Here is a 21,841-nt window from a genome sequence, read left to right on the forward strand (position 1 = left end):
TCTACCCCCTCAGACCGTCGCCGGCATCGGCATCGAGCGTGGGGATCCGCCGGTGCATCAGCAGGATGAGTGCCAGGCCGACCGAGACTTCCGCCGCGGCGAGCGTGAGGACGAGGATGAACATGATCTGCCCGTCCGGCGAGGCCCAGCGGGCGCCGGCGACAATGAAGGCGACGCCGGCCGCGTTCAGCATCACCTCGAGCGACATCAGCATGAACAGCAGGTTGCGGCGGACCAGCACGCCGACGAGGCCCAGCGCGAAGAGGATCGCGGCGAGCAGCAGGCCCTGGCCGAGCGGAACCGTCGCCATCCCGCTAGTCCGTTCCCATGATCGAGCGGCCGAGATGGAACGCCGCGACCAGGCCGGCGAGCAGGAGGAACGAGGCGAGCTCGACCGCGAGCATGTAGGGGCCGACCAGCGCCACACCGACCGCATGGGCGCTGATCACCGACGTGGCGGGGTGCCGCAGGCCGCCGGAGACGGCGACGGCGCCGAGCTCGATGGCCAGCAGCAGGGCCAGGATGGACGGGCCGACCCAGGTGGCGGGATGCAGCCAGCTGCTTTCGAGCCGGGCCGCCGCCTCGCCGATGTTCAGCATCATGATCACGAAGACGAACAGGACCATGATGGCGCCGGCGTAGATGATGACCTCCAGCGCCGCGGCGAAGGGCGCGCCGAGCACGAAGAACACGAGGGCGACGGCGAGCAGCGAGACCGTGAGATAGAGCAGCCCGTGCACGGCGGAGGGGCGGGTGATCATCATCGCCGTCGCGACGACCGCGATGATCGCGGAGATGACGAAGGTGGCGTTCATGTTCCGCTATGCCTCCCCTTCCCGTCCGCGTTCATGGCAGCAGGCTGCGCGTGTCGATCGGCTTGCGCTCGCGCGCGGCCTCGCCCTTGTCCTTGCCCGGGATCGAGAGGCCGGAGACGCGGTAGAAATTGTAGTCGGGATACTTGCCGGTGCCGCTGATCAGCAGGTGTTCCTTCTCGTAGACGAGGTTCTGCCGGTCGTATTCGCTCATCTCGAAATCCGGGGTGAGCTGGATCGCGTAGGTCGGGCAGGCTTCCTCGCAGAAGCCGCAGAAGATGCAGCGGGAGAAATTGATGCGGAAGAATTCGGGATACCACCTTCCCTCGGCTTCGGTCTTCTGCAGGCTGATGCAGTCGACCGGGCAGGCGACCGCGCAGAGATAGCAGGAGACGCAGCGTTCCTCGCCGTCCGGGTCACGGGTGAGCACGATCCGGCCGCGATAGCGCGGCGCGAGATAGGGCATCTCGTCGGGATAGGATACCGTCACGTTGCGCTGGAACAGGTGGAGGAACGTGTACCAGAGCGTGACCAGCGAACTCAGCATGATCCCCTCCCCTTCATATGGCCGGCCCGGCGAGCATGAGCGCGCCGGTGACGAGAATGTTCAGCAAGGTGAGCGGCAGCAGGATCTTCCAGCCGAACGCCATGAACTGGTCGTAGCGCGGGCGCGGCAGGGCGGCGCGCAGCAGGATGAAGAAGGCGACGAAAAACCCGGTCTTGATCGCGAACCAGAGGAAGGGCGGCAGCAGCGGGCCATACCAGCCGCCGAGGAACAGCACCGTCGTCATCGCCGAGACGACGATGATGCCGATATATTCGCCGACGAAGAACATGCCGAACTTCATGCCGGAATATTCGGTGTGGAACCCGGCGCCGAGTTCGTTCTCGCCTTCGGGCAGGTCGAACGGGAGGCGGTGGGTTTCCGCGATGCCGCCGAGGAAGAAGACGACGAAGCCGATGAATTGCGGCACCACGTACCAGAGATGCCGCTGGCTGTGCACGACATCGGTGAGGTTGAAGGAGCCGGCGAGCATCACCACGCCCACCAGCGACAGCCCCATGAAGACCTCGTAGCTGACCATCTGGGCGGCGGCGCGCATGCCGCCGAGGAGCGAGAACTTGTTGTTCGACGACCAGCCGGCGAGCACCACCGAGTAGACGCCGAGCCCGCTCATGGCGAGGAAGAACAGCAGGCCGACATTGAGATTGCCGATGATGCCGATCATCGGCGTCGCCGGGACGACCGCGATGGCGAGCATCACCGTGACCATCGAGATGGCCGGGGCGAGGACGAAGATGACCGGGTCGGCGAAGGGGGGAATCCAGTCCTGCTTGAAGAGCAGCTTGATGCCGTCGGCGACGACCTGGAGCACGCCGAAGGGGCCGGCGCGGTTGGGGCCGTAACGGTCCTGCCAGAACCCGAGCAGGCGGCGTTCGATCCAGGTCAGCAGCGCGGCGGCCGCCATCAGCACCGCGAGGCCGATCACGACGTTCAGCAGGCCGATGACGATCTCGTTGCCGTGGGTCATGACACGGGCGGCTCCGCCGGGCGCAGCCGCAGCCATGCGGGGATGGCGTGCGGCCTCTGCGCGAAGCCGGCGAGCCCGGCGACGCCGCGCGGCAGGGCGGGATCGATCTCGACCGCGAGGTCCTCCCGCGCATCGCCGATCTCGCAGGCCAGGTTCTGGCCGGCGGCGACGCCGAGCGAGGCGGCGTCCTCGGCGTTGAGGACGAGGGCGGGCGGGGCCGCGCGTTCCCGGATGGGCGGGGCGCGGCCGGCCTGTTCATCGTCATTGAAGACGCGGGGCAGCAGGATCGCGAGCCATTCGTCCGGCCGCGGGGAAAACGCGGCGGGGATCGATGCGTCATAGGGCCGCGCGGCGTCCGGCCGGGATTCGAACAGGCGCACGCCGGGATCGCCGCCCTTGAGCGGGCCGTCGATTTCCGCCTGGAAGCGGTTGAGCGACTGCACCGAGTTCCAGCCCGGCGCCCAGAAGACCGGGCGCAGGGCCGGCGGCATGGCGCCGTGATGGCCTTCCATCGTCGCGCTGAAGGGCGAGTCCGCCGGGACGGGCGGTTTCGGTTCGTGCACGTTGCGCCCGGCATCGATCGCGGTGCGGCCGGAATAACGGCGGGTTTGGCTGGCGATGCGGGAGCCGACGACGCGGAACGCCGCCGGCGGCGCGACACCGGGCAGCGCGGCGAAGCGCGGCAGCGAGGCGGCCAGGGCGGCGGCGATGGCGTCGGTCGTGGTCAGGCTCTCGCAGGACGGGAGCCCGGCGGCGCGGGCCGCGGCAACAAGCCAGCGCCAGGATTCGGCGAGACCGTCCTCCGCGATGATCGGCGGGTAGAAGCGCTGCGCCCGCCCCTCGGCGCTGACCAGGGTTCCTTCGGCCTCGGCGAAGCTGGCGGCGGGCAGGACGAGATCGGCCCGGCGCGTGGTGGGGCTTTGGGAATGGTCGAGCACCACGAGGCGCGAGGCGGCCAGCGTGGCCTCGATCACCGCCGCGGGCGTGCGGCGGTGGAGGTCGTTCTCGAGCACGATGACGACGGGCGCCTGCCGCGCCAGCGCGGTTTCGACACTGGCCTCCCCCGCCGTCATCAGCGCGAGGCCGAGGCTGTTGCATTCGGGAACGTTCAGCAGCAGCGCCGGCGTCTTGCCGCGGGCGCGCAAGGCGGCGGCGATGTTGGCGGCGGCGCGGACGATGCTCTCCTCGCCGCTCTCGACGCCGGAGACGACGAGCGGGTTCGGCGCGGCGAGCAGCGCGTCGGCGATCTCGCGTGCCGCCGTGGCGAGGTCTTCGGACAGGCCGGGAACGTCCGGCGCGGCGGGGTCGATGCGGGCGGCCACCGCGAAGCCGAGGCGGGCGATGTCCGCCGGCGCGGCGCGGAGGGCGCGCTGCGCGATGTCGTCGAGCCGCGTGGAGGCGGGGGTGGCGATGAACACGGGGCTGCGGGTGTCGCCGGCGTGATTGCGGACGCCGGTATCCTGCCAGGCGGGGATTTTCGCCGCCACCGCGCGCGCGATGCCGGCGCCGCGCGCCGCCTGACGGATCGACAGCGCCGCGCGCGGGGCGGCGTTGGGCAGGTCCGAGCCGAGAACCAGCGCCGCATCCGCCGTCTCCATCTCGCGCAGCGAGGGGACATGCACGGCGCCGGAGCCGAGAATGTCGGCGACGAGGCGGAGCAGGCGCGCCTCGGCCGCACTGACGCCGGGGTAGAAATTCTGTTCGCCGACGAGCTGGCGCAGGACGTAGTTCGATTCCAGCGAGGCGCGCGGCGAGCCGATGCCGATGACGGCATCGCCCGCGCGCAGCAGGGCGGCGAGACGGGCGATCGCGTCGTCGCGGTCGATCGTCGCCTGGTTTCCATTGTCGCTGCGCCGGAGCGGGGCGCGCAAGCGGTCCGGCGCGTTGACGAAGCCATAGCCGAAGCGGCCGCGGTCGCAGAGGAAATAGGTGTTGACCGCGCCGTTGTAGCGATTGACGATGCGGCGCAGCCGGTCGGCGCGGGCGTTGGCGATGGTGTTGCAGCCGAGGCCGCAATGGGCGCAGACCGAGGGCGCGCCGCGCATGTCCCATTTGCGGACGTAATGCGCGGAAAACGTCTTGTCGGTGAAGACGCCGGTCGGGCAGATCTCGATGAGGTTGCCGCTGAACTCGTTCTCCAGCGTGCCATCGGCGTGGCGGCCGAAATAGACGTGATCGTGGGCGGCGAAGACGTCGAAGTCGCGGCCGCCGGCATAGTCGCGATAGAAGCGCGAACAGCGGTAACAGGCGATGCAGCGGTTCATCTCGTGCTTGATGAACGGCCCGAGATCCTGGTTCCGATGGGTGCGCTTGGTGAAGCGGTAGCGGCGGTAGGTGTGGCCGGTCATCACCGTCATGTCCTGGAGGTGGCATTCGCCGCCCTCCTCGCAGACCGGACAGTCATGCGGGTGGTTGACCATCAGCCACTCGATCACGCTGGCGCGGAAGGCGACGACCTCGGGATCGGCGATCGAGAAGCGCGCGCCTTCGGGCACCGGGGTCATGCAGGCCATGACCATGCGGCCGGTCTGGTCCTCCGGCCCGTCATATTGCTTGACGGCGCATTGCCGGCAGGCGCCGACCGAATCGAGCGCCGGGTGCCAGCAGAAATACGGCAGGTCGAGCCCGGCGCCGAGGCAGGCCTGGAGCAGGTTTTCGTCGGGCTTCGCGGTCAGGGTCTTGCCGTCCACCTCGAAGGTCGTCATGCCCAGCCCTCCGCCGTGTCGTGCCAGGGGCAATGCCGCTCGCTGACATGACGTTCGAATTCCTCACGGAAGAATTTCAGGCCGCTGCGCAGCGGCGCCATGGCACCGGGGGCGAGATCGCAGAAGGTGCGGCCGGGACCGAGGAAGTCGACGTGATGGGCGAGCAGCTCGATGTCATCCGGCTCGCCCTCGCCGGCTTCCAGCGCCGTGAGGATGCGCTCGACCCAGGGCAGGCCGTCGCGGCAGGGGGTGCACCAGCCGCAGGATTCCTGGGCGAAGAAATGCTCGATGTTGCGCAGCAGGCCGACCGGGCAGCGCTTCTGGTCCAGCACCAGGATGTTGGCGGTGCCGAGCCAGCTGCCGATCTTGCCGACGGAGTCGAAATCCATCGGGACGTCGAAATTCTCGCGCATGATGAACGCGGTCGACGCGCCGCCGGGCAGCACCGCGCGCGCCTCGTAGCCCTCGCGCATGCCGCCGGCATGCTCCTCGATGATTTCGTTGAGCGGCGTGCCCACCGGCAGTTCCCACAGACCGGGGCGGTTGACCCGGCCGCTGACGCCGTAGAGCTTGGTGCCGCCTTCGGTCGCGCTGCGGCTCAGGCCGAGAAACCAGTCCGCGCCGCGCTCGATGATGGACGGCACGCAGCACAGCGTTTCGACGTTGTTGACGACGGTGGGCTTGCCCCACAGGCCGCTGGTCGTCGAGCGCGGCGGACGGGTGCGCGGCACGGCGCGCTTGCCCTCCAGCGCGGAGAACAGGGCGCTGGCCTCGCCGCAGATGTAGCGCCCGCCGCTGCCGTGGACGTGGATGGTGAGCGAGAAGCCGGAGCCCAGGATGTCGGCGCCGAGATAGCCGCGCGCCTCGGCCTCGGCCACGGCGCGGGAGAGCCGCTCCATCGCCAGCACGTATTCGCCGCGGACGAAGATGTAGGCGGTTTCGGCCTGGACCGCGAAGGCGCCGATGATGATCCCCTCGATCATCAGATGCGGCGCGGCTTCGAGCAGGAGGCGGTCCTTGAAGCTGCCGGGTTCCATCTCGTCGGCGTTGATCACGAGGTAGCGGTGGCGCGGCGCGTCCGCGCCGCGGGGCGCGCCTTCCCATTTGCGGCCGGCGGGAAAGCCGGCGCCGCCGCGGCCGCGCACCTTCGCGCGCTTGACCTCCTCGACGACGCTTTCCGGCGACATGCCGAAGGCCTTGCGCATCGCCGCGTAGCCGCCGGCGCGCTCGTAGCCGGCGATGTCGAGCGGCTGGCGGCCGGGCTGGATGTATGAAGTGAGGGGTCGGTCCGCCATCGCCATCACCTGTACTGCTCCAGGATCGCGTCGATCCGCTCGGGGGTGAGGTTGCCGTGCAGGTCGTCGCCGATCATCATGGCCGGGGCGCGGTCGCAGCAGCCGAGGCAGACGATCGGCAGGAGGGTGAAGCGGCCGTCCGGCGTGGTTTCCCCCGGCTCGATGCCGAGGCGCTGGCGCAGCAGGTTGCGCGCGGCGGTGGCGCCCATCACCCAGCAGGCCACGCTGTCGCACAGCAGGATGACGTGGCGGCCCACCGGGCGGCGGAAGATCAGGTTGTAGAAGGTGGCGACACCGTCGAGCTCGGCGGGTGTCATGCCGAGCAGGGCGGCCACTTCGGCGAGATGGTCGTCCGAGACATGGCCGTGGCGCTTCTGCACCGCCTTCAGCGCATCGATGCCGGCGGCGCGCGGGGTTTCGGACTCGCGCAGAAAGGTCGCGATCGTCTCGCGCAGGGCGGCATCGAGCGGCGCGGCGGCCGGATCGGGTTCAGCGGTCGACATCGGCCATCACGAAATCGATGCTGCCGATGATCGCGATCAGGTCGGCGACATAGGCGCCGCGGCTGATCAGCGGGATCATCTGCAGATGGGGAAAGGACGGGGTGCGGATGCGGGTGCGGTAGGAGACGGTGTCGCCGTCGGCGACGAGGTAATAGCCGTTGATGCCCTTGGTCGCCTCGATGCTGACCATCGCCTCGCCGGGCGGAAGCACGGGGCCCCAGCTGACATTGAGGAAATGGGTGATGAGGGTTTCGATGTCCTGCATCGTCCGCTCCTTGAGCGGCGGCGTCGTCAGCCGGTGGTCGGACTTGTAGGGGCCGGGCGGCATGTTATCGAGGCACTGGCGGATGATGCGCAGGCTCTGGCGGATTTCCTCGATATGGACCACCACGCGGTCGTAACAGTCGCCGTTGTGGCAGATCGGAATGTCGAACTCGAGCTGGTCGTATCCGGAATAGGGGCGCTGGCGGCGATAGTCCCAGCCGAGGCCGCAGGCGCGCAGGCCGGGGCCGGTCACGCCCCAGTCCAGCGCTTCCTCCAGCGTGTAGGCGCCGACGCCGATCGTGCGGGCCTTGAAGAGGCGGTTGCGCATGACGAGCTTGTCGTACTCGTCGAGCCGCTTCGACTGGTAGCCGAGATAGTCGCGGATCATCCGGTCCCAGCCCTGGGGCAGGTCCGCCGCCACGCCGCCGATGCGGAACCAGGCGGGGTGCATGCGGAAGCCGCAGATCGCCTCGATGATCTGGAACACCCGCTCGCGGTCGGAGAACATGTAGAAGACCGGCGAAAGCTGGCCGACATCCTGCGACATGGTGCCGTAGAACACGAGATGGCTGGCGATGCGGAACAGCTCGGCGAGCATGATGCGGATCATCTGCGCGCGTGACGGCACCTCGATCCCCGCGAGGCGCTCGACCGCCATCACGTAGGGGAAGTTGTTCATCACGCCGCCGAGATAGTCGATGCGGTCGGTATAGGGGATGTAGGTGTGCCAGGACTGGCGCTCGGCCATCTTCTCGGCGCCGCGGTGATGAAAGCCGATCTCGGGCACGGCGTCGACGATTTCCTCGCCCTCGAGCTGGAGGATGATGCGGAACACGCCGTGGACGCTCGGGTGGTTGGGGCCGAGATTGAGGAACATGAAGTCGGAGTTCTCGCTGTGCCGCTTCATGCCCCAGGCCTCGGGGTTGAAGCGCAGCGCCTCCTGTTCGGCGCGTTCCTTCTCCTCGGTGAGGATGTAGGGGCCCATTTCGGTGGCGCGGGCGATGTAGTCCTTGCGCAGCGGATGGCCGGTCCAGGTCGGCGGCGTGAGGATGCGGAACAGGGTCGGGTGGCCGGCGAAGCCGATGCCGAACATGTCCCAGACCTCGCGTTCGTACCAGTTGGCGTTGGGCCAGATATCCGCGATGCTCTGCACCTCGAGCGCGCCCTCGGCGAGCGGGACCTTGACGCGGACATCGTCGTTCCGCTCGAAGGAGACGAGGTGATAGACGAGGGTGAAATCGGATTTCGGCAGGCCATCGCGGTGGACGCGCTGGCGCTCGTCGATCGCGGTGAGGTCGTAGAGCATCTGGAAGCGCCTTGTGGCGCCGTCGCGCAGGTGCCGGAGCACGGCGTGCACGATGTCGCGATCGATCCAGATGGTCGGGATCCGGTCGGCGGTCTGCTGCAGGGTGAAGGAGATCGGCCCGAGCGTGCGGACCAGGTCGGACACGATACCCTGTTCGGCCTCTGTGGCGGGGATGCTGTTGAATTCCGTCAGCATCCCGCCCTCCCTAAACGCTGTCCGGCGTGGGGAGGCTGCCGGCCGCTTGCCTCTCCTGGTGTTTGAGATCGCGGAAGCTGGGCCGCTCGATCTTCTCGGCGCCGTTGGGACCGACCAGCCAGCTGAGCGGCCGGCGCTCGGAACCGATCGAGTTCTGCAGCAGCATCAGCCCTTCGAGCAGCGCGTCCGGCCGGGGCGGACAGCCGGGGACATAGACATCGACGGGCAGGAAACTGTCGGCACCCTGGACGACGGCATAGATGTCGTACATCCCGCCGGAATTGGCGCAGGCGCCCATCGAGATCACCCAGCGCGGCTCCAGCATCTGGTCGTAGAGATACTTGATGACGGGCGCCATCTTCACGAACACGGTACCGGAGATGACGATCAGGTCGGCCTCGCGCGGGGTGGCGCGCAGCACTTCCGAGCCGAAACGGGCGATGTCGAACTTGCTGGTGAAGGCCGTCGCCATTTCGACATAGCAGCAGGAGAGGCCGAAATTGAACGGCCAGATCGAATATTTGCGGCCCCAGGCCACCATGTCTTCCAGCCGGCCGAGGGCCACGTTGCGGCGAACCGCATCGGTGAAGGTGCCGCCGCCGGGGGATGGGGCGGCCGGCTGGCCGGCTGTGCCGAGGCCGCGGAGAAGAGGCGCGGTCGTGGAGAGCTGTTGTCCCGTCGCGCCTTTGCCGAATGTGAAGCGCATGGCGTCAGCGCCTCCGCACTATCGCAAGCGCGCGGGGCTTTGGCCCCCATTCGAGCGCGCCGGCGCGCCACAGATAGGCGAGCGCGGCGAGCAGGGCGAGGATGAAGACCGCGATCACCAAATAGCCGGTCCATCCGGCGGCATGGACGGCGGTGGCCCAGGCGTAGAGATATGCGGCCTCGAGATCGAAGATCACGAAGAACATCGCGATGAGATAGAATTGCACGGGAAGCCGGAAGCGGGCGTAGCCGACGGTGACGATGCCGGATTCGAACGGTTCGATGGTGGCCCGTTTCAGGTGCCGCTGGCCGAGGAAATGGGACACGCCGATCATACCCGCGACCAGAGCGATCACGACAAAGGTGTAGACCAGCAATACCCAGTAATGGGCGTTATCCGCCATGGTCCGTGTCCATCCCGGCAGGCGTTTCTCGAACCAGCGAGTGCGGCTCGAGCCGCAAGACGACAAAACCTTTCCTCACAATCTGACACTATTGTGACCGCGCCTGTCAAGCGAGTCGTACTGGCAACGATTTCCGACCCCCATGGTCCTGAATGGATGGGCGTTGACGCGGCTTGCGGCGATGTTCATGCCGCCTGACGGCGCCGCGCGCGGAGGCGCCGGACCCATTTGACGAGCTCCAGCAGGATGAAGATCAGGCTCGATGCGAGGACGCAGACCGCGAGTTCGGCGGCGGTCAGAGGCGCGGCGTTGAACGCGCCGTTGAGGCCGGGCGTGTAGATCACCGCCATTTGAAGCGCGAATGTGAGGCCGATCGCGCCGAGCAGCGGCCTGTTCGAGAGCAGCCCCTGGGTGAACAGCGACGCGCGCGACGAACGGATCGCCATGATCTGCCACATCTGCACGAAGGTGAGCACGGTGAAGACCATCGTCTGCCAGTGGGTATCGCCGAGGCGGAGCGCTCCCGCTTCCGTGAACAGCGTGATCGCGGCCATGACGAGGCCGGACCAGAACACGTCCCATAACATGCCGTTATCGAACAGGCCCTCGCGCGGCGGGCGCGGCGGGCGGCTCATGATGTCGGGCTCGCCGGGTTCGGCCGCAAGGGCAAGGCCGGGCAGGCCGTCGGTGACGAGGTTGATCCAGAGGATCTGGATCGGCACCAGGGGGACCGGCAGGCCGAAGAACGGGGCGAGGAAGATCGCCCAGATTTCGGCCGAGTTGCAGGCGACCACGAAGCGGACGAACTTGCGGACATTGTCGTAGATGCGGCGGCCTTCGCGCACCGCCGCGACGATGGTCGCGAAATTGTCGTCGAGCAGGACGAGGCTCGCGGCCTCGCGGGCGACATCGGTCCCGCCGCGACCCATCGCGACGCCGATATCGGCATGGGCCAGCGCCGGCGCGTCGTTCACGCCATCGCCGGTCATGGCGACGATCTCGCCGTTCGCCTGCAACGCCGTGACGATGCGGATCTTTTCGGAGGGATCGACGCGGGCGAACACGCTCGCCTCGCGCACGCGCCGGGCCAGGGCCGGATCGTCGAGCGACTGGAGCTCGCGGCCGGTGACGACATCGCCGCCATCGCCGATGATGCCGAGGGCGCGGGCGATCGCGCGCGCGGTGACCGGGTGATCGCCGGTGATCATGACGGGGCGGATTCCCGCGGCCCGGCAGGTTTCGACGGCCACGCGGGCTTCCGGCCGCGGCGGGTCGATCAGCCCGACGAGGCCGAGAAACGTCAGGTCCTGTTCGAGTTCGGCCAGCGCATCGCCGGATGGCATGGCATTGCGGGCGCCCTGGGCGATGGCGAGCACCCGCAGCCCGTCTTCGGCCATGCGCGCGGCCGCCTGCGCGATCGGTTCGGGATCGAGCGCGGTGACCCCCTGCCCCGTCGTCATCGTGGCGCAGAGCGGGAGGACGGCTTCCGGCGCGCCTTTCGTGTAGACGACGAAGCGGTTGCCGTCGCGATGCACGGTCGTCATCCGCCGGCGGGCGGAATCGAAGGGCAGTTCGGCCACGCGCGGGGTGAGCGCCGCCTCGCGCCCGCGGTCGAGCCCGGCATCGGCGGCGGCGCGCCAGAGGGCGATTTCGGTCGGATCGCCGATGGCGTGGGCGGTTTCGTCCACGGCGATATCGTTGCAGAGAAGCAGGGCGCGGAGCAGCGGCGCGTGCTCGTCGAGCGCCGCGACGGCCTGGCGCTGGCCGCCGGCCCAGACCTCGGTCAGGCGCATGTCGTTGAGGGTGAGCGTGCCGGTCTTGTCCGAGCAGATCGTGGTGACCGAGCCGAGGGTTTCCACCGCCGGAAGCCGGCGGATCAGCGCCTGCGCCCGGGCCATGCGGGAGGCGCCGAGCGCGAGCAGGACGGTGACGACGGCGGGCAGCGCCTCGGGGATGGCGGCGACGGCGAGGCTGAGCGCGGTGAGCAGCATCAGCAGCGGCGCCTCGCCGCGGAGCAGGCCGATGCCGAAGATCAGCGCGCAGATCAGGATTGCCGCGATGGCGATCTGCCGGCCGAAGACGGTGAGCCGCTGCTGCAACGGCGTGCGCGGGGCGGCGGCGGTTTCGAGCATGGCGGCGATGCGGCCGAGTTCGGTTGCCATGCCGGTCGCGACGACGACGCCGCGGCCGCGCCCGTTGAGGACGACCGTGCCCTTGTAGGCCATGCCGTGACGTTCGGCGAGCGGCTGGTCGGCCGGCGCCGCCGCGACATGTTTGACCACCGGCACGGATTCCCCGGTGAGCGAGGCCTCGCCGAGTTGCAGGCCGGCGGCTTCCAGCAGCCGGAGATCGGCGGGGATGGCGTTGCCGGCCTCGATGAGCACGATATCGCCGGGCACCAGACGGTCGGCCGGGAGGTGGTCGGGGTGACCGTCGCGCAGGGCGACCGCCGTGGGGGCCGCGAGGCGGCGCAGGGCGGCGACCGCCCGCGCCGCACGCGCCTCCTGCGCGAAGCCGATGGCCGCGTTGAGCACGACGATCGCCAGGATCACCAGCGTGTCGGCGAGTTCGCCGATGACGCCGGAGAGAATGGCGGCGCCGATCAGCAGCAGGATCATGACATCGGCGAACTGGGCGGCCAGCATGGCGAGGCGGCCGCGCTGCCGGCCCTCGCGGATTTCGTTCGGACCGAAGCGGGTGGCGCGCGCCCTCGCCTCCTCGCCGGTGAGGCCCTGCGCCGCGTCGCTGCCGAGACGGGCCAGCACGGCGTCGGGGCCGAGCGCGTGCCAGCGCACGGCATCAGCGGTTTCGGGCCCGGCGCCGTGTTCGTCAGTGCGTGCCATGGAGGAAGATCACATAGGAATTCAGCAGATACATCGTGAACAGGCCGAAGCTGATCCAGCCGACGGTTTGGAAGATGCGCCGCTGCGGGCGATACAATATGCCGGCGATCAGCAGGCCCGACATGATGACGGCGGACAGCGCCGACACGACATGCACCGGCGAGACCCGGTAGAGGATCGGGCCCTGCCGGTAGAACAGGTCGTCGATGCCGAGGATGAGGATGTTGAACATGTTGCTGCCGAGCAGGTTCGCCATCGCCATGTCCACGGCGCCGATGCGGACGGCGACGACGCTGACCACCAGTTCCGGCAGCGAGGTGACGGCGGCGACCAGCAGCGTGCCGACGAAGGTCTGTTGCCAGCCCATCGCCGCGGCCAGCGCCACGGCGACGAATGGCAGCGCCGTGCCGGTGACGACGACGACCGCCGAAGCGAGCGCATAGCTGCGGACCGCCGTGCCGAGCGTGGTTCCGGCATAGCGGTCGGCCGCGTCTTCGGCGGCGTCCTCGCGGTGGTCGCGCTCGTAGAAGAAGACGGCGCGGGCGCCGAGCGCGTAAAGCAGGAAGATGATCGGCGTGTAGCCGCCGACCCCGAATGCGGCGAAGGCCATGCCCTGGCCGTGCAGGGCGATGTTCATGCCGACGAAGCCGATCAGCACGACGCCGAAGCCGGCGGAGAGGATGTGCCCCTGGCGCACCCGGCGGTAGACGCTCTCGCCGCGTTGCATGAAGTCGAGCACGATCAGGATCGCGAGGTTGAAGACGCAACTGCCGAAGACATCGCCCACCGCGGTGTCCGGCGCGTTGGCGATGGTCACGGCGCTGAGGCCGGTCGCGAGTTCGGGCAGCGAGGTGATGGCGGCGACGAGGATCAGGCCGATCCAGCCGCCGGTCAGGCCCGTCTTCACCGCGATGATATCGCCGTTGCGCGACAGCACCGGCCCGGCAGCGCCGACCAGCGCGAGGCAGGCGAAGAAGGCGAGCCAGATTTCGGCGGCCGTCATCGCCGGGCGCGCCCGAAGGGGATGGTCCGTCCACCGTCGGTCCCGAGGGAGGCGGGACAGGGCGGCTTCCGCTCGCTGCTCGACATGTCCGAAGCCCGATCGCGCTGTGAGACCTATCGATCCCATGCCCGGCGGCGTGCGGCATTGAGGGAAATCAACGCGCCGGCATGGGCGCCGGAAGCCGATGATCCGCTATGCGCCTGAAACGGGAACGGCGGCGTTGCCGGTCGATGCGGCGCGGGCGGCGGCGTCGAGAACCGCCATGACCGCGAGCGCCTCGTCAGGCCGCACGGGATTCGGCGCGCGGCCGAGCAGCGCCTCGCGCAGCGCCGCGTAGAATGCCCGGTGGTCGCCGGCCGGCGCGGGCAAGGAAAGCGGGGGGCTGGCGCCGTCGAGGAGGAGCAAATCGTCGGGATCCTCGCCCCAGCCGGGCGCGCCGGGGATCATGCCGGCGCGAAGCTGGTCTTCCTGCCGATCGGCCGCGCGCTTGACCAGGGTTCCCGTCTCGCCGTGGACGGTGAAGCGATGCGATCCGCCGGCCGCCAGCATGCCGGCGTGCAGGATCACGCGCAGGGCGGGATATTCGAGGACGACATGCGCCCAGTCCTCGACCGTGGCGCCCTGCCGCTGGGCGGCGAAACTCGCGATGACCCGCGACGGAGATCCGAACAGGCAGAGCGCCTGGTCGACGAGATGCGGACCGAGATCGAGCCAGAGCCCGGCGCCGGGGCCCGCCGCCTCGCGCCAGCGTGGGCGGACCTGGGGGCGGAATCGGTCGACATGGGATTCGAAGTGGCGGACCGCGCCGATGCGGCCGGTTTCGATCGCCTGGCGGATGGCGAGGAAATCGCTGTCCCAACGGCGGTTCTGGAAGACCGCGACATGGCGATGCGCCGCTTCGGCCGCTGCGACCACGGCCTGCGCATCGGCGTGCGAGAGGGCAAAAGGCTTGTCGACGACGACATGCTTGCCGGCGGCGAGGGCCATTTCGGCGAGCGGGCGATGCGAGTCGTTCGGCGTGGCGATGACGACGAGGTCGATATCGTCGCGCCGGAGGAGCGCGGCGGGGGCCTGCTCGACCGCGATGCCGGGCAGGTCGGCCTGCACTTTCGCCGCATCGCTTGAGGCGACCGCGACGAGCGAATAGCCGGCCGTGGCCCTGATGAGCGGGGCGTGAAACGTGCGGCCGGCATAGCCGTAGCCGATCAGCCCCGCGCGGATATGTCGTTCGTCGTCGGCCATCCCGTCGTCTCCGTCACGATGCGGTTGCAGGATGGCGATTGCAGCGGCGGGGGATGATCGTCAAGCGCCGGGCGCGGCTATGCGACCGCGGTCAGGATCGCGCGGCGGATGAGGGTCTCGAACAGTTTCAGCTTGTAGACGTTCTTCGCGAGCGGCGTCGCGCCGTCGAGGGCGGCGCGCGCGGCCTCGCGGGCGGCATCATCGTCGATGACCCGTCCGCGCAGCGCGGCTTCCGCGGCGCGCGCCCGATGCGGCACCGGGGCCGCCGCGCCGAGGATGATGGCGGCACGGGTGCAGGTTCGGCCGGAATCCATCTCGATCAGCACGGCGACATCGGCGAGCGGCCAGTCCATCGAATCGCGCTCGCCCTGGCGCAGATGCGCCATGCGGGCGCCGGACGGCGGGGTGGGCAGGACGATCGCGGTCAGGATTTCATGCGGCTGGAGATCGTTCTCGCGTTGCAGGTCGATGGCCGGCCCGACGAGGAAATTCTCGAGCCTGACGCGGCGGGAGGTTCCGTGCGCATCGGCGAGGTCGACGAAGGCGCCGAGCGCGACAAGGACCGTCGCCGCGGTGGAGGGATGCACGATCGCGCAGGGATGGTTGTCGAAGATCGCGTGATACTGGTTCTCGCCATTGAGCGCGAAACAGTGGCCGCCGCCCTTGCGCAGGCAGCGATAGGCGGCGGAGCGGAAATACCAGCAGCGGGGCCGCTGGAGCAGATTGCCGCCGAGCGTTGCCACGTTGCGGATCTGCGGGCTGGCCGAGTGGCCGACGGCCGAGGCCAGCGCGGGATAGCGCTCGCGGACGAGCGGATGCGCGGCGATGGCGGCGAGCGTGGCCGCCGCGCCGATGTGAAGCCCGTCGGCATCCTCGCGGATCGCGTCGAGGCCGGGAATGTCGATGACGCTCACCAGCATGGCGGGCGCCACCAGATCTTCCTTGAGCAGGTCGAGCACGTCGATCCCGCCGGCGCGCAGGAGCGCGACGCCGTTCGCCGGGCCGGCGCGGGTCATCGCTTCCGCCATCGTCGTGGAGGCCGAGGCGGCGGCGGCGGCGATCGTCGGGGCGCGGAGCGTGGCGAACGGCTTCATGGGGGCAGGTTCCGGGACGGAGAGCCGCCGAGCGCCGCCAGCACCGCGGCCGGGGTCATCGGCAGGCGCCGCATGCGGATGCCGATGGCGTTGCGGACGGCGTTGGCGATCGCCGGCGCGGTGGCGATGTTCGCCGGCTCGGCGATGCCGTAGGCATCGGTTGCGCTGTTGGCTTCGTAGTTTTCGAGGAGGACGACGTCGATCGCGGGGGTCTCGTACGGTCCGGCGATCTTGTATTGCTCGAGATCGGGGTTGACCATGCGGCCGGTGTGACGGTCCATGATGCGGTCCTCGAACAGCGCGTAGGACAGGCCCATCAGGATGCCGCCATGAACCTGGCTTTCGATCTGACGCGGGTTCATCGGGCGGCCGCAATCCTGGACGGCGAGCACGCGCTCGACCCGGATGATGCCGGTTTCGGTATCGACCGCGACGGCGGCGAACTGCACGCCGCCGAGATCCTGCCGGGCCGTCGCCGCGTCGCCGTAGCGTTGCCCGAAGCCGGCGTAATCGTCGGCGCGGGAGGCGACTTCGCTGATGGAATCCGTGCGCAGCCGCGCCGTGACCTCGCCGAAGGCCAGGCCCCGGGCAGGATCGTCGCGGACGATGATCCGCCCGGCGCGGGCGATCAGGGCATCCGGCGCGACGCCCAGGCGCTGGGCGGCTTCGGCCAGCAGGCGGCGGAGCACGCGCCAGGCGGCGGTGCGGGCGGGCGGCGTGATCGACGCCGTCGTGCGGCTGCCATAGGACGGCGGCCCCGACGGAAAGATGGTATCGCCGATGCGGACCGTGATATCCTCCGCGCGCAGGCCGAGGACTTCCGCCACCGTCTGGGCGAGCACCGTGGTGATGCCGGTGCCGATATCCTGCACGCTCGACATCACCTCCACCGAGCCGTCGCGCAGGACACGGACCTCGCAGGCCGCGTTGATCTGCACATGCGCGCCCCAGTGGGACTGCGCCATGCCGATGCCGCGCTTGACCGGCCCCCGATCCGAACCCGGCGGATGGCGGGCGGCCCAGCCGAAGCGCGCGGCGCCGATCCGCCGTTCCTCGCGGCGGACCGGGCTGGGATCGATCCTGTCGCGCAGGGCAACGGGATCGAGCGCGAGGCGTTCGGCGAGCTCGTCGATCGCCTGTTCGAAGGCGAAGGCGCCCGGCACGTTTCCCGGCGCGCGCATGGCGCAGCCGGGTCCGGCATTGGTGAAGACGTCGCGATGCGATGTCAGCAGGTTCGGACACCGGTAGACCGCGCCGGCAAAGTCGCCGACGCCGGCGCCGAGCGCCACGCCCGCCGTGCCATGGCTGGTCAGTTCGATCGCGGTCAGCGTGCCATCGCGCCGGGCGCCGATGCGCAGGTGCTGGAACGTGCCGGGGCGGTTGCCGGAATCGACCTGCTCCTCGGCGCGGGTCAGCACCAGGCGGACGGGCGCGCCGGCCGCGCGGGAGAGGGCGACGGCGGCGCGCCCATAGGTGCCGAGGGTCGATTTCGAGCCGAAGCCGCCGCCCATGCCGTCGACCACGACGCGCACGCGGCTGAGCGGGAGCTGAAACGCGGCGGCGAGTTCGTGGCGGATGCCGGCGGTGAACTGGGTGGACATGTGGACGGTGAGCCCGTCCTCCGTCCAGTCCGCGACGATGGCGTGGGGCTCCATGCAGCAATGGGTCTGCACCTGGGTGCGATAGGTGCCCTCCACCACCACATCGGCCGCGGCGAGGCCGGCGGCGACGTCGCCCCGCCGGTCGATCACGGCGGCGCGGACGTTGCCGTGTCGGGCGAGACCGGCGGGGGCCGGGAAGCCGGAGGGATGGCCGGCCGGCGCGGTGCCGGGGGCATAGACCGGCGGCGCTTCGCTGGCGCGGGCGTCTTCCATGTCGACGACGAAGGGGAGCGCTTCGTAGTCGACACGGACGAGATCGAGCGCCGCGCGGGCGATGGCCGGCGAGTCGGCGGCGAGTGCGGCGACCGGCTGGCCGGCATAGCGGACCATGCCCGACAGGGGATCGCCGGGCTGCGCCAGGATGACGACCGCGCGGACGCCATCGAGCGCGCGGGCCGCGCCGGCGTCGATCGCGCGGATGCGGGCATGCGCGAGGGGCGCGCGCAGCAGGCGGGCATGCAGCATGCCGCGCGGCGCGATGTCGACCGTGTAGCGCGTGGCGCCCGTGACCTTGTCGCGCCCGTTCAGCCGGGGAACCGAACGGCCGATGACCGCGAGTTCGGCGTTCGGCGGCAGCGGCGGCGGCTCGTCCGCCGGCACCGACCGCTCGATCGACCCGAGGCCGGCCCCGGCGATGCCGTGGGGGAAGCGCTCGGTGCGGCGTGACGGATCATGCGCCATGCTCAGGATTTCCGTACACGCGCGGCGTCGAGCGTCGCCGCGATGACGTGCGGATAGGTGCCGCAGCGGCAGAGATGGCCGCTGATGGCCGCCCTCACCTCGGCGTCGGTCGGTGCCGGCACGGAGTCGAGCAGGGCGGCGCAGCTCATGACCATGCCGGGCGTGCAGAAGCCGCATTGCAGGGCGTCGTGCGCGATGAACGCGGCCTGAACCGGATGGAGGTCGTCGCCGCGCGCCAGCCCCTCGATCGTCGTGACCCGATGCCCCGCGGCATCGATGGCGAGGAACATGCAGGAGACGATCGGCTTGCCGTCGAGCCAGACGGTGCAGGCGGAACAGGCGCCGCGATCGCATGCGACCTTGGTGCCGGTCAGGCCGAGCATCGTGCGGAGCGCATCGGCGAGGGTCGTCTGCGGCGGGATGGCGAGGATGTGGCCGGTGCCGTTGACCGTGAGGGTGACGGGGATTGCGCCGGGGCCGAGCACCCGCCCGGCATCCGCGGCGGGCGGTGCCGCCGCGGCGGGACCGGGCACGCCCGCGGCGGCGGCGGCCAGCGCCGAACCGCATATGAACGACCGTCGCGAAACATCGTGCTCCACAGTGCAGGATCCGCCGCTCGAGGGTGTCCGGAACGGCATCCGCGCGGATGCCGATACTGGTCATGGTGGATAGCATCGGCCGGCGGTTCCCGCGTTGACCCATGTCAAGGGCGGTCGCGCGCCGGGGCCGTCCGGCGGCGCTGCGCCCCCTGTCATAGGGAGGGGGAGTATGCTAGAGATGCCGGATGACCCATACCGTTCGTGAAAAGCGGAAGCTGCTGGCGCGCGTCCGCCGGATCCGGGGCCAGGTCGAGGCCATCGAGCGGGCGCTCGAGGCGGAGGCCGGCTGCGAGACCGTCATGCAGCAGATCGCCGGGGTCCGCGGGGCGATCGCGGGGCTGATGGCGGAGGTCGTCGAGGATCACGTCCGTTCGCACCTCGTGGACGCGGACACCCATCCCGACGCGCAGGACAACGACGCGACCGAGCAGCTCCTGGCCGTGATCCGCGCCTATCTGAAGTGAGGCAAGACATGTCTGATCAAACGACCTTCGCAGGGCACGACCATATTTTCCTGCGCGCCGACCATGAGCGCAGCGAACGCCGCACCTGGTGGGTGATCTGGATCTGCACGGCGATGATGATCCTGGAGATCGTCGGCGGATCGCTGTACGGGTCGATCGCGCTGGTGGCGGATGGCCTGCACATGAGCACGCATGCCGGCGCCCTGCTGCTCGCCGCCCTCGCCTATCGCTACGCCCGCAAGCACGCGGGCGATCCGCGCTTCAGCTTCGGTACGGGAAAGTTCGGCGATCTGGCGGGGTTCACCAGCGCCATCGTCCTGGCGATGATCGCCCTGCTGATCGGCTACGAGGCGATCAGGCGGTTCTTCGCGCCGGTGCCGATCGATTTTGCCGAGGCCCTGCCGATCGCCGGACTCGGGCTCGTCGTCAATGTGGTCAGCGCGCTCATTCTCGCCGGCGGGCATGACCATGGCCACAGCCACGGCCATGCCCACGGGCACGGACACGGGCACGGGCACGGGCACGGGCACGGGCACGGGCATCATCACGGACACGCCGGGGATGACCACCACCATGACGACGAGACGCACCTCGTGACGATCGGCGGTGCCGCCATGCGCCTCGGCATTTTCGAGGATGGCGTGCCGCCGCGGTTCCGCCTGGCGGCGGAGGATGGCGATCTGCCGACGGCGGCGGCGGTGACGATCGAGACGATCCGCGCCGGCGGCCGGCGCCAGGCCTTCACGATGACGGCGGCCGACGGCTACCTGGAATCGCACGAGGAAATTCCCGAGCCGCATGAATTCACCGCGGTCGTTGCCATCGGCGATGCCAGCGGCGCCGTGAACTTCGTCGAGCACGAGCACGCCCATGAAACCACCGGGCGCGACAACAACATGCGCGCGGCGGTGATCCACGTCGCCACCGATGCGGCGGTGTCGATCCTGGTGATCGTCGGCCTTCTGCTGGCGCGCGCCTTCGGCTGGCGATGGATGGACCCGGCGGTCGGCATTGTCGGCGCGCTGGTCATCGCGAGCTGGGCGTTCGGCCTGATCCGCGACACCGGCGCGATCCTGCTGGACATGACCCCCGACCGCCGCCTCGCGCAGCGGCTGCGCGAGACGATCGAGGCGGATGGCGACGAACTGGCGGACCTGCATCTCTGGCGGCTCGGCCCGGGGCATCTGGGCGCCATCCTGTCGGTGCGGACGGCGAGCGGGCTGGGCGCTGCCGACTACCAGCGGAAGCTCGCCCGCTTCAGATCGCTTTCGCACCTGACCGTCGAGGTCCATGCGCGATCGGCGTGACGGGACGGACGCGAGGGCGCGGCGCGCCGGCTCACCGATCGGACGCCAGGGCTCCGAGAATGCGGCAGCGGGCGATGCTGCGCGAGGAGCAGGCATCGACCATCGATGCCAGTTCGCGGCGCAGGGCGGTGAGATCGGCGATCTTGCGATCGATCTCGTCGAGATGGTCGCGGGCGATCGCGTCGACATCCTCGCATGAGCGGTCGCGCTGATCCGCCAGAGCGAGCAGCGTGCCGATACGGTCGATCGGGAAGCCGAGGGCGCGCGCGCCCCGGATGAAGCGGAGACGCCCGGCATCGGTCTCGCGATAGCGGCGGTAGTTTCCCGCCGTGCGGGCCGGCGGCGCCAGCAGGCCGATCCGCTCGTAGTAGCGGATGGTCTCGATCCTGACGCCTGTCTTGCGGGAGAGTTCGCCGATTCCGAGCAAATCGCACCTCCTTGACCCTGTAGCGGCTACAGGGTCGAGATTGGCGCGGCGATCCCCGTTGTCGAGGCTTTTGTGATCATGGACGATGCCCCTGCCACCATCGAGCCAACGCTTCAGGACCATTGCTGCGCCGCGGCCGGCCCGACAGCCGGCACGAGCCCGGCGCCGGCGCTGCGCGCGGAGAGGGCGGCGCTGATCGGGCGCGCCTTCCGGCTGGAATATGCAACGCTTGGCTGGATGGCGATCGAGGCGACGGTGGCCATCGTGGCGGGGCTCCGGGCGCGCAGCGTGGCGCTGGGCGCCTTCGGGATCGACAGCGTGATCGAGATCGCCTCCGCGCTGGTGCTGATCTGGCGCCTGAACGTGGAGCTGCGCCGCGGCGAGGCGTTCGGCGAGCAGGCGGAACGCCTCGCGGGCCGGCTCGCCGGCGGGCTGCTGTTCGCCCTTGCCGCCTCTGTCGTCATCATGGCGGCGTTCAGGCTGGCGGCGCGGGCCGGCGCTTCGTTCTCCTGGCCCGGCCTCGCGGTGACGCTCGCGGCGATGCCGGTGATGTATCTGCTCGCGCGGCGCAAGATCGCCGTCGCCGATGCGCTCGGCAGCCGCGCGATGCGGGCCGATGCGATGGAGAGCATAACCTGCTTCTATCTCTCGCTGGTCGTCGTGATCGGCCTGGCGGTTCAGGCGGTCACCGGCGCCTGGTGGGTGGACGCCGCGACCTCTCTGGGTGTTGTCTGGTTCCTGGTCAGGGAAGGCCGCGAAGCCTGGACCGGCACCTGCTGTTGCTGACCCGGCATCCGGC

20 protein-coding genes are annotated in these 21,841 nt (G+C 69.8%); 3 read left to right on the forward strand and 17 right to left on the reverse strand.

What is annotated here, in order from left to right; translation table 11 throughout:
* Position 1: 1 nt before the first annotated feature.
* From nuoK to ACRY_RS08070, 16 genes are all read right to left on the reverse strand, one after another.
* Complete coding sequence (nuoK, locus tag ACRY_RS07995; RefSeq protein WP_011941997.1) at positions 2–310, reverse strand: NADH-quinone oxidoreductase subunit NuoK; 309 nt, start codon at positions 308–310, stop codon at positions 2–4.
* 4 nt (positions 311–314) lie between these two features.
* Positions 315–815 (reverse strand): NADH-quinone oxidoreductase subunit J, encoded by a 501-nt coding sequence (nuoJ, locus tag ACRY_RS08000; protein ID WP_011941998.1) that lies wholly within the window; start codon positions 813–815, stop codon positions 315–317.
* 31 nt (positions 816–846) lie between these two features.
* Complete coding sequence (gene nuoI / locus ACRY_RS08005) at positions 847–1,359, reverse strand: NADH-quinone oxidoreductase subunit NuoI (RefSeq protein WP_011941999.1); 513 nt, start codon at positions 1,357–1,359, stop codon at positions 847–849.
* A 13-nt stretch (positions 1,360–1,372) separates the two neighbouring features.
* Positions 1,373–2,344 (reverse strand): NADH-quinone oxidoreductase subunit NuoH, encoded by a 972-nt coding sequence (gene nuoH, locus ACRY_RS08010; protein ID WP_007423371.1) that lies wholly within the window; start codon positions 2,342–2,344, stop codon positions 1,373–1,375.
* Complete coding sequence (nuoG, locus tag ACRY_RS08015; protein ID WP_011942000.1) at positions 2,341–5,049, reverse strand: NADH-quinone oxidoreductase subunit NuoG; 2,709 nt, start codon at positions 5,047–5,049, stop codon at positions 2,341–2,343. Before nuoG ends, nuoH begins: the two co-directional genes overlap by 4 nt.
* Entirely contained in the window at positions 5,046–6,350 is a 1,305-nt protein-coding gene (gene nuoF / locus ACRY_RS08020) for an NADH-quinone oxidoreductase subunit NuoF (RefSeq protein WP_011942001.1), read from the reverse strand. Before nuoF ends, nuoG begins: the two co-directional genes overlap by 4 nt.
* Positions 6,350–6,847 (reverse strand): NADH-quinone oxidoreductase subunit NuoE, encoded by a 498-nt coding sequence (gene nuoE, locus ACRY_RS08025; RefSeq protein WP_011942002.1) that lies wholly within the window; start codon positions 6,845–6,847, stop codon positions 6,350–6,352. Before nuoE ends, nuoF begins: the two co-directional genes overlap by 1 nt.
* The gene (nuoC, locus tag ACRY_RS08030; RefSeq protein ID WP_011942003.1) at positions 6,834–8,612 is read right to left on the reverse strand and encodes an NADH-quinone oxidoreductase subunit C/D; all 1,779 of its coding nucleotides are present in this window, start codon (positions 8,610–8,612) and stop codon (positions 6,834–6,836) included. Before nuoC ends, nuoE begins: the two co-directional genes overlap by 14 nt.
* 10 nt (positions 8,613–8,622) lie before the next feature.
* The gene (locus ACRY_RS08035; RefSeq protein WP_007422597.1) at positions 8,623–9,318 is read right to left on the reverse strand and encodes an NADH-quinone oxidoreductase subunit B; all 696 of its coding nucleotides are present in this window, start codon (positions 9,316–9,318) and stop codon (positions 8,623–8,625) included.
* Positions 9,319–9,322: 4 nt separating this feature from the next.
* On the reverse strand, positions 9,323–9,721 hold the full coding sequence (ndhC, locus tag ACRY_RS08040; RefSeq protein WP_011942004.1) for an NADH-quinone oxidoreductase subunit A: 399 nt from the start codon (positions 9,719–9,721) through the stop codon (positions 9,323–9,325).
* Between the two features lie 185 nt (positions 9,722–9,906).
* Positions 9,907–12,564 carry a cation-translocating P-type ATPase gene (locus ACRY_RS08045; RefSeq protein ID WP_011942005.1) on the reverse strand — a complete coding sequence of 886 codons (2,658 nt, stop codon included), beginning with the start codon at positions 12,562–12,564 and terminating at the stop codon, positions 9,907–9,909.
* Positions 12,551–13,567 (reverse strand): sodium:calcium antiporter, encoded by a 1,017-nt coding sequence (locus ACRY_RS08050; RefSeq protein WP_011942006.1) that lies wholly within the window; start codon positions 13,565–13,567, stop codon positions 12,551–12,553. Before ACRY_RS08050 ends, ACRY_RS08045 begins: the two co-directional genes overlap by 14 nt.
* Positions 13,568–13,759: 192 nt before the next feature.
* Positions 13,760–14,809 carry an oxidoreductase gene (locus tag ACRY_RS08055; RefSeq protein WP_011942007.1) on the reverse strand — a complete coding sequence of 350 codons (1,050 nt, stop codon included), beginning with the start codon at positions 14,807–14,809 and terminating at the stop codon, positions 13,760–13,762.
* 77 nt (positions 14,810–14,886) lie between these two features.
* Positions 14,887–15,903, reverse strand: coding sequence for an FAD binding domain-containing protein (locus ACRY_RS08060; protein ID WP_011942008.1), 1,017 nt, complete (start codon positions 15,901–15,903; stop codon positions 14,887–14,889).
* The gene (locus tag ACRY_RS08065) at positions 15,900–18,245 is read right to left on the reverse strand and encodes a xanthine dehydrogenase family protein molybdopterin-binding subunit (protein WP_043509135.1); all 2,346 of its coding nucleotides are present in this window, start codon (positions 18,243–18,245) and stop codon (positions 15,900–15,902) included. The genes ACRY_RS08060 and ACRY_RS08065 overlap by 4 nt, the downstream gene beginning before the upstream one ends.
* 2 nt (positions 18,246–18,247) lie before the next feature.
* Positions 18,248–18,844 (reverse strand): (2Fe-2S)-binding protein, encoded by a 597-nt coding sequence (locus tag ACRY_RS08070; RefSeq protein WP_035187125.1) that lies wholly within the window; start codon positions 18,842–18,844, stop codon positions 18,248–18,250.
* Positions 18,845–19,029: 185 nt separating this feature from the next.
* Between ACRY_RS08070 and ACRY_RS08075 the strand changes: the two genes are divergently transcribed.
* Positions 19,030–19,308 (forward strand): metal/formaldehyde-sensitive transcriptional repressor, encoded by a 279-nt coding sequence (locus ACRY_RS08075; protein WP_007423520.1) that lies wholly within the window; start codon positions 19,030–19,032, stop codon positions 19,306–19,308.
* A gap of 8 nt (positions 19,309–19,316) precedes the next feature.
* Positions 19,317–20,615 (forward strand): CDF family Co(II)/Ni(II) efflux transporter DmeF, encoded by a 1,299-nt coding sequence (gene dmeF, locus ACRY_RS08080; protein WP_011942011.1) that lies wholly within the window; start codon positions 19,317–19,319, stop codon positions 20,613–20,615.
* 31 nt (positions 20,616–20,646) lie between these two features.
* Here the strand turns inward: dmeF and ACRY_RS08085 are convergent, their stop codons facing one another.
* Complete coding sequence (locus tag ACRY_RS08085; protein ID WP_011942012.1) at positions 20,647–21,042, reverse strand: MerR family transcriptional regulator; 396 nt, start codon at positions 21,040–21,042, stop codon at positions 20,647–20,649.
* Between the two features lie 78 nt (positions 21,043–21,120).
* Here ACRY_RS08085 and ACRY_RS08090 point away from each other — a divergent pair, with 78 nt between their 5' ends.
* Positions 21,121–21,828, forward strand: coding sequence for a cation transporter (locus tag ACRY_RS08090; RefSeq protein ID WP_011942013.1), 708 nt, complete (start codon positions 21,121–21,123; stop codon positions 21,826–21,828).
* Positions 21,829–21,841 lie beyond the last annotated feature (13 nt).

The sequence above is a fragment of the Acidiphilium cryptum JF-5 genome (assembly GCF_000016725.1).
GTDB lineage: Bacteria > Pseudomonadota > Alphaproteobacteria > Acetobacterales > Acetobacteraceae > Acidiphilium > Acidiphilium multivorum.

Excerpts from the sequence above, each read along its gene's own strand:
- nuoH (WP_007423371.1), bottom strand. The coding sequence starts at position 2,344 with ATGACCCACGGCAACGAGATCGTCATCGGCCTGCTGAACGTCGTGATC.
- ACRY_RS08050 (WP_011942006.1), bottom strand. The coding sequence starts at position 13,567 with ATGACGGCCGCCGAAATCTGGCTCGCCTTCTTCGCCTGCCTCGCGCTG.
- ACRY_RS08045 (WP_011942005.1), bottom strand. The coding sequence starts at position 12,564 with ATGGCACGCACTGACGAACACGGCGCCGGGCCCGAAACCGCTGATGCC.
- nuoK (WP_011941997.1), bottom strand. The coding sequence starts at position 310 with ATGGCGACGGTTCCGCTCGGCCAGGGCCTGCTGCTCGCCGCGATCCTC.
- nuoJ (WP_011941998.1), bottom strand. The coding sequence starts at position 815 with ATGAACGCCACCTTCGTCATCTCCGCGATCATCGCGGTCGTCGCGACG.
- nuoF (WP_011942001.1), bottom strand. The coding sequence starts at position 6,350 with ATGGCGATGGCGGACCGACCCCTCACTTCATACATCCAGCCCGGCCGC.
- ACRY_RS08060 (WP_011942008.1), bottom strand. The coding sequence starts at position 15,903 with ATGAAGCCGTTCGCCACGCTCCGCGCCCCGACGATCGCCGCCGCCGCC.
- nuoC (WP_011942003.1), bottom strand. The coding sequence starts at position 8,612 with ATGCTGACGGAATTCAACAGCATCCCCGCCACAGAGGCCGAACAGGGT.
- ACRY_RS08065 (WP_043509135.1), bottom strand. The coding sequence starts at position 18,245 with ATGGCGCATGATCCGTCACGCCGCACCGAGCGCTTCCCCCACGGCATC.
- ACRY_RS08035 (WP_007422597.1), bottom strand. The coding sequence starts at position 9,318 with ATGCGCTTCACATTCGGCAAAGGCGCGACGGGACAACAGCTCTCCACG.
- nuoE (WP_011942002.1), bottom strand. The coding sequence starts at position 6,847 with ATGTCGACCGCTGAACCCGATCCGGCCGCCGCGCCGCTCGATGCCGCC.
- dmeF (WP_011942011.1), top strand. The coding sequence starts at position 19,317 with ATGTCTGATCAAACGACCTTCGCAGGGCACGACCATATTTTCCTGCGC.
- ACRY_RS08075 (WP_007423520.1), top strand. The coding sequence starts at position 19,030 with ATGACCCATACCGTTCGTGAAAAGCGGAAGCTGCTGGCGCGCGTCCGC.
- ACRY_RS08055 (WP_011942007.1), bottom strand. The coding sequence starts at position 14,809 with ATGGCCGACGACGAACGACATATCCGCGCGGGGCTGATCGGCTACGGC.
- nuoG (WP_011942000.1), bottom strand. The coding sequence starts at position 5,049 with ATGACGACCTTCGAGGTGGACGGCAAGACCCTGACCGCGAAGCCCGAC.
- nuoI (WP_011941999.1), bottom strand. The coding sequence starts at position 1,359 with ATGCTGAGTTCGCTGGTCACGCTCTGGTACACGTTCCTCCACCTGTTC.
- ndhC (WP_011942004.1), bottom strand. The coding sequence starts at position 9,721 with ATGGCGGATAACGCCCATTACTGGGTATTGCTGGTCTACACCTTTGTC.
- ACRY_RS08090 (WP_011942013.1), top strand. The coding sequence starts at position 21,121 with ATGGACGATGCCCCTGCCACCATCGAGCCAACGCTTCAGGACCATTGC.